Raw genomic sequence first — 7,015 nt, 5'->3', positions numbered from 1 at the left:
TTCCTGCTCCCGGTTCGGCAAGGACGACAACGACTTTATGGCGGGCCAGCAGATCTTCCTCGGAGATCAAACCTTCGCCATGATCAAGCAAACGGGGGATGTAGTCAGACTGCATGGAAAGAATATATGCCTAGTGAACAGGCCGATCCAATGCGATTTGCGGCATACTTGCTTCTCCACGCGGAAGATTTAGGCCGTGCGGTCTTTAGTCCATCTTCGGTCAAGGCGATGCGTCGGTGCCGTCTCGCTCCTTCCGCTTGGTACGTAAGGCGCTGGTCAATACGCGATGCCTTGGATGGCCGGAAAAGCTCATTACAGCTTTTGACGGTATGGCCATCAAACCGGCCATCTGGCTATAATTTTTAGGATATGATTTTCTCTATCACTATGATATCATATAGGAATTGAAGATATTAAAGCGGCCAGTAAAGCGGCCACAGAAGCGGTATATATGCCTGTTAGGGATGATGGTGAAGGGACTGGGCTTTTCGAGCCGTTGATGGTGGGCGACGGTAGTCCCCTGCGCGGACAGCTGGGCGACCTTGCTCTTACCCTTGCGGAGCGCTCGGCGGCCTTCCGCAGCAGCCTGCCAGCCTCGATCGCCAGCGCGCTTGCTGACCTCGTCCGCTCCATGAATTGCTACTATAGCAATCTCATCGAGGGGCATAATACCCATCCCGTCGATATCGAGCGCGCGCTTGCCGGCGACTATAGCGACAATCCGCAAAAGCGCGATCTACAGCTCGAAGCCAGGGCGCATATCGCTGTCCAGAAATGGATCGATGAGGGCGGCATTGCGGGCAGCGCGACCGAGCCCGCAGTGATCTGCGAAATCCACAAGCGCTTTTGCGAGCTGCTACCGGCCGAGCTCCTATTTGCCGAAGATCCGGTAACGCACGAGAAAATCGAAATCGTTCCGGGCGAGCTGCGCGAACGCGATGTGCAAGTCGGGCGGCTCGTCGCGGTCAGCCCCGGCGCCGTGCCGCGCTTTCTGGATCGCATGCATCAGGCCTATGGACGGCTTGGGCGAACCGAGGCGATCCTTTCGGCTGCCTGCGCGCATCATCGCCTCCTGTGGGTCCATCCGTTCATCGACGGAAATGGCCGTGTCGCGAGATTGATGTCTTATGCCATCCTTTTGAAGGCGCTCGACACGCGGGGGCTTTGGTCAATCGCACGGGGACTGGCGCGCAAGGAGGCTGCCTACAAGGGGCATCTGGCCGCCTGCGATCTGAAGCGCCGCAACGACCTCGACGGGCGTGGTACTCTCAGCGAGGAAGAGCTCGCGAAGTTCACGCGTTTCTTCCTCGAATGCTGCATCGACCAGGTGGAGTTCATGGAAGGGCTGATGAAGCCCGAGCGCCTGCGCGATCGCATCATGATCTGGACCGAAGAGCAGATGCGCGCAGACCTCCTGCCGCCAAAATCCGACGTTGTTCTGAAAGCACTGCTTTATCAGGGCTCGCTTGAGCGCGGCGAGGTTGCAGAGCTCTTGAATGCGAGCGATCGAACGGCGCGGCGCATTACCTCCGCGCTGCTTGAAGCCGGCGTAATCAGTTCCGAGACGACGCGCAGCCCATTGTTTCTTGCGTTTCCGGCGAAATATGCGGACCGCTGGATGCCGGGGCTGTTCCCGCCTGAAGACTGACCGCGGCTAGAACGGAAGCGCTCCGGTCGCGAAACCAAACGCCAGTGACAAGTCAGGTACGAGCACGACATCGACACCGGCGATTGGCGGAAGCCCCGGCGAAGCTCTCAGCACGATTTTGTCGATGCCCATGCCGACAAGCGCGCCGAGATCGAAATGCCATTCCATCCCGCTCCTGCGCTCCCAGGTATCGAATGCCTGTTCGGCATGTTCGTCGGTCTGCTCGAACGACCAACCATTCACATAGCAAAGCTGCTCCAAGGCTTGTTTGTAGCGGCCGTCGATCTGCGCTTTCCCGAGGTGCTTGATGGTGTGGCAGGTTGGGCAAAGGGCTGCCAAGCGTAGCAGCTTTTGAACACCGATGCCGGGCGTGGCCGGATCTTCGAGATATTGCCATTGCTCGTTGCATTCGACCGGCCAGTCGGGTCCTCTCCCGCCGCATACCTGACAGCGATGACCAGCTTGCTGCGAGCACTCTCTACGCAGCGCCTCCCAAACCTCGGCAGGCAACAACGATCGCAGATTGACGCCCCAGCACGGCGCCGGGACCATTTCGGAAACGATATAGGGCGGTCTGGCGTCCGGCTGAAACATTCGCGGCAGCCACCGCTCGAATTTCGCGCGCGGCGTCTCCGTGGAAATACGCCAGCCGCGTCCTTCCATATCCCAAAAGGCCCCAGCTCGCTTTGCCGCATCTTTGTCCGCGAACGGCACATTCAGAAAAATATAGGACTGTTCTCGCTCCATCCCTGATAAATACATCAAATCATTGTGCTTTTGCAAAAAGGCTGGAGTCCAGCTCAAGGGGATAGCTCGCGACGGCGCCGGGGGCGCCGCTGTCTCGTCGCGGCCTGTATCTCTAATTCCGGCGCAGGCTGGGACGTTACATAGCCCGGTCGAGTTCGAAAAGAAGATCGGATTAGCTTAACCGACTGTCCACGAAACCGGGAGCAGGCCAAATAGCCGAAATTTGCCCCGCAATCGACGAAACCGAAAACCTGGCCGCGAATCGTCTGAAAGAGCGCGAGCATTTCCGGTTCGTAGATCACCTCCGGTGCCAACAGGCGTCACCGAATGGAAACCTGAATAAACTGTCGGCACCGAGCTTCAGGACGATGTTGCGCTGCGGTGCCACCTTGCGAAGCTGGGATGCGATCCTCCCATAGCCTTTGAAGTGGCTTTGGCTGCAGGATCTGCGACGACCGGCGCAAGCCGGACAGTGTCAGCCGCTCGGTCAACGAAATGCCCCCTGACACGATATCCGACATCGGTCACCTTCAGAGCGCCAGGATGCGTCACGTATTGATTGGAATATAGAGACCGGCGAGCCAGGAAAGTCTCGTGGCGGAACGGTTGTTGTCGGATCAGACCATTTGAAGGCGATCGTAGAAATCGAGATGGGCAAGGGCGGCCTCGGCCCAGAGCCCGGCGAGGTCGACGCCGATCGCCTCCGCCTTGCGGGCCTGGGCGGCGAGCACGGCCTCGGCGAAGCGCTCGGGAGTGGCATCGACCGGGCACAGGATCGTCGACGGATTGTCGATCTTCGCCTTCAGTGTTGGGGCGAGCGCGAATTCGTCCTGCCTCTCGGCTTCAGTCGAAACCAGCGGGATCGCGAGCTGGCTGACCGCCTGGAAGCTGCCGCGCCGCGTACTGATCCCGTCGGTGAACGGCAGCAGGAAGACGTCAGCGGCCGAAAGTGTCGCCATCAGATCGCCTTCATCATCGATCCGGCCGCGGAAATCTAGCCACGCGGCGACGCCGAGCTCATGCGCCAATGCCATGAAAGCCTCGCGATCCTTGGGCTTATCCCAGAGGAAGTCGCCGCAGATCAGCAGGCGCGCCTTGACGCCACGCTTATGTAGTGCCTGCACCGTCTGCAGCAGGACATCGGGCCGCTTGCTCGCATAAAGCACGCCGAAATAGCCGATCACGACATCGGCTTCGCTTGCGCCGCGGCCGCGCAGCTTTACCCGTTCCGCCGCGACCCGTTCGGGATCGATCTGCGCCGGCATGATGTTGGGGCCGATCGGGATGACCGGCGCTGCCTGCTTCTTAGCCGCGCCGACCAACGGCGTCGCCAGGAAACTCTCCCGCTGCTGCGGCGAGACAAAAACGAAGCCGTCGCAGGCCAGGATATCCGGCACCATGGAGAGATAGCGCAAGCGATTGAGCGAGGCCCATTCGTGCAAGGTGATAGCGATGCGGCCCTTGCGGGTCATCAATCGGGCTGCCAAAAGCGCCGAGCCCGGCACGACGCTGTTGCCCCAGCCCTCGATCGGCATCTGGAAGTGCACGATGCGGTTGCGCTCCAGTTCCTCGGCGATGGCGCCGATGAAAGCGGTCGGGCGTTCCGGCTCGATCGTCCGGACCGCGACGAAGCCTGGGCGCAACGCATTGACGGCGTCGGCGAGGCGATGGGCATAGTCCATCACTGCGCAGGTAACGGGCCTTGCCGAGCCGAAGATGACGACCGATGTGGCGGGGGAGGAGGGGTGCATGCGCCTGCGGTTGTGCGGTGGGCGAGCGCCTCCTGTGGCACAACTTTCCTAAGCTTGCGTTGAGGCGGCATCATGATCGTTTCTTCACCGCATCGTAGGCGTTCTTCCGAGAACTTAATCGAGCGACAGGATGCGCCGCGGATCGATGCGCCCGCGTGCCAGGTCCCAGAGCGCGAGCAGATTGCCCTTGAGCCGCCCGCGTCGATCAATCAGGCCTCGGGGCAGCAGGCTGCATACTATGTTGGCTACGAAGGGTGCAGCGGACAGGCGTAAGGCACGTGCCCGGCGCATCGTGCCCTTGCGCGCCAGATACACCGTATTGGCGATTTGCGAATAGCCGAAACGCACCCCGGAGGTGCGGCCGGACTTGACGGCGCGATGAACGCCGCGCAGCACTGTGGCGTGTACGATCCGACCCTCGGCTGCGAGCAGGCTGCAGAAATCGACGTCTTCCTGCCAGCCATAGAGTGGTAGATTCTCGTCGAAGCGCGCTCCTGTGCGGCGAATCGCTGCCATGCGGAATATCATGTTGCAGCCATACGTGTTCTCTACCGGCCAGATATCGCCATCTTGCGGCGGCTGGTCGCCGGCCAGAACCGCCAGCGCCTCATGCAATCCGATTCCCGGACCGTGAACGCTGTCGGCAAGAACATGACCGGTTGCTGCGACGACATCCGGATTTTGCCCGAACAACCGCTCGGCCTCGAGGATGAAGCGATCCGCCGGCAGGTAATCGTCATCGAGGAATACGATCAGATCCGCATCGCCGGCCGCCTCGAGGATGGCATTGCGCTGAGCGGTCAACCCCCGAGGGCCTTTGATGCGTTCTGCCGCGATCGTCAGGCTTGCCGCATGATCCCAATCGACGTCATCGTCGGCGGAGGGGCAGATCAGGATACGCTGCGGGCGCAATGCCTGCCGATCGAGCTGGATGAGCGTGTCCCGCAAAACCTCGCGGCGGCCGGATGTGGCGATGCCGACGACGATGGCGGTCGGTCGGCTTGGCAACGTGTCAACCATGGTACCTCAACGTGCGATCCAGCGTAGGAAGGTTAAAGAGGGTGCCGCGCCGAAGAGGAGCGCGGCTGCAAGTGCCACGCTCGTCGCCAGCAGCAGGTCGCTGGCGAACAAATCCGTGCTCAGCCAGGCCAGTATCAGGGCCGCCACAGATGCCAGCACCGGCCACCAAGTCATGATGAAGGGTTGTCGGCGCAGCATGACCACCCCAAGGGCCGCTGCCGTTGCCGCTCCGCCGGCGGAGCCGGCGGCTATGGCTGTGCCGGCGCCGGGATGGAACGCCGCAGTCACCCAGGCTCCGGCGCAGGTCAGAATGCAGTCGAGCCCCGCCAGTCCGAGGATGGCGGGCAAACGGCGTTGCAGGTGCGCGGGTGTGGACAGCAAAGTGTGGGTGAGGGCTCGCAGCAAAGCCACGAGCATGATGAGCGGCGCTGTTCGCGTAAAGGAAGCCTGCAGGGCAAGCGGGACGAGGGCCAAGGTCGCGGCGCCGAGCAGCGCGATCAGCCCGGCGGCGCCGAGCAGGGCGGAGCCTGTCAGCAGGGCATAGTAGCGGCCGAGCTCGATCCGGAGGCCTTCGGAGCTGCCTTCGCGATCGAAGCGCGCCACCAGTTCGGGGTAACGCACCGCCTGGAGCGAGGTGATGATCATGCCGAACGGCCGCTGGAGCAAATCGAGTGCAAGCAGCGGCCCCGCCGCTGCGGCCGAACCGAGTTGGCTCGCGAAGATCGTCTTGAGCCCGAGCGGTGCGAGCACCCCGGCGACCGAAGCGCCGGCCGACACACCGCCATAGGCCAAATGGCGCCTGACGAGCTTGCCGTCCCATATGTGTGACCAGGGCAGACTGCGGCGCGACAGGATGCAGGCCGCCAAGCAGTAGACGAGATTTCCCGCCAGGACACCGGCTACAACATGGCCAAGTTCCCCGCCGAGCGCCGCGCCGGCGAGTGTCGTGGCGGCTAGGATCGTCGCGCGAGCGCCCTGGAGCCAGGAGAATAACCTAAACTCCTGCCGGAAGCGCAGCATGGTCAAATGCAATTCACCGCCGCCTTGCAGGATCGCCACAGCGGCGCCGATCAACCCGAGCCAGAGAGAAATGTCGAACAGTGCCGCAGCGACTACTCCCAAAAAGCATAGGGCAGAGCTGGCGATGAACTCGGCGATGATCACGCCACGTTCCGCCCGCTCACTTTCTTCGTCAGGGCCGGGGTAGAATTGGCTGCATGCGGAGCGGAGCCATTGAAAGCAGGCGATGTCGGCGAACTGGACGATTGAAACGAACAGCGAATAGGCGACATAGTTCGGTGCCGTCAGCAGATTGGAAACTGCGATCAGGAGGCCTAAGGCGAGAGCTGACTGATAGAGGTAAGACCCCAGCGCGACGATCTTGGCCATGGCCGCCTCAGGCCATCCGCCTCTGCGCCGCTGCGCCGAAATCGTCGACAATAACCAAGCACATTAGAACCTCCAGGCGGGCTCTCTTACCACTCAAAAGTTGAGGAAGCGCTGACGGCGGCTCAGCCTGACGATGCTCGTGCTCCACCAGGCCAATAACCCTGATGGTCGGTTCGCTCTCGAATGTGACGATACCGTAGAGTATCAACTCTATGGTGACGGATTCTCCTTATGGCCCGCATCGTATATGCCCGTGTCAGCACAACGGACCAGGATTTCGACATCCGGCTTGCCCGGTTGAAGGCGGCAGATTGTGAAACCATCGTTCTGAAACAGGATCGGGTGCATCGCGAAAGGGGCACACGGAACTGGAGACGATCGTGCAGTCCATACAAGTCGAAGATGAACTTGTCGTCTTGCGTCTCGATCGGCTTGGCCGTTCCACATCGCGAAGGAGCCT

General features: G+C 61.4%; 6 protein-coding genes (1 of these 6 running past the window's edge). 1 reads left to right on the top strand and 5 read right to left on the bottom strand.

All coding sequences use genetic code 11. From position 1 onward, the window contains the following. Window positions 1-115: the beginning of a hypothetical protein gene (locus tag ACWH43_RS19650; protein WP_260349768.1), read on the bottom strand. 287 nt of this gene lie to the left of the window's left edge; the window shows 115 of its 402 coding nt (coding positions 1-115); its start codon is at window positions 113-115; the stop codon falls past the left edge of the window. A 384-nt stretch (window positions 116-499) separates the two neighbouring features. Between ACWH43_RS19650 and ACWH43_RS19645 the strand changes: the two genes are divergently transcribed. Then, the gene (locus tag ACWH43_RS19645) at window positions 500-1,648 is read left to right on the top strand and encodes a Fic family protein (protein WP_260349769.1); all 1,149 of its coding nucleotides are present in this window, start codon (window positions 500-502) and stop codon (window positions 1,646-1,648) included. A 6-nt stretch (window positions 1,649-1,654) separates the two neighbouring features. Here ACWH43_RS19645 and ACWH43_RS19640 read toward each other — a convergent pair whose 3' ends face one another. From ACWH43_RS19640 to ACWH43_RS19625, 4 genes are all read right to left on the bottom strand, one after another. Further along, a complete protein-coding gene (locus tag ACWH43_RS19640) occupies window positions 1,655-2,452 on the bottom strand; it encodes a DUF5710 domain-containing protein (protein WP_260349770.1) in 798 nt (265 codons plus the stop codon). A 560-nt stretch (window positions 2,453-3,012) separates the two neighbouring features. Continuing rightward, window positions 3,013-3,930, bottom strand: a complete 918-nt coding sequence (locus tag ACWH43_RS19635) for a glycosyltransferase (protein WP_377785503.1) — start codon at window positions 3,928-3,930, stop codon at window positions 3,013-3,015. 330 nt (window positions 3,931-4,260) lie between these two features. Beyond that, complete coding sequence (locus ACWH43_RS19630; RefSeq protein WP_260349775.1) at window positions 4,261-5,166, bottom strand: glycosyltransferase family 2 protein; 906 nt, start codon at window positions 5,164-5,166, stop codon at window positions 4,261-4,263. Window positions 5,167-5,172: 6 nt separating this feature from the next. Beyond that, window positions 5,173-6,555 carry a hypothetical protein gene (locus ACWH43_RS19625; protein WP_448153594.1) on the bottom strand — a complete coding sequence of 461 codons (1,383 nt, stop codon included), beginning with the start codon at window positions 6,553-6,555 and terminating at the stop codon, window positions 5,173-5,175. Window positions 6,556-7,015: the final 460 nt, after the last annotated feature.

It is taken from the genome of Allobosea minatitlanensis, from assembly GCF_964020775.1.
The sequence above is the reverse complement of the archived record's forward strand: the minus strand, read 5'-3'. Positions and strand labels throughout refer to the sequence as shown.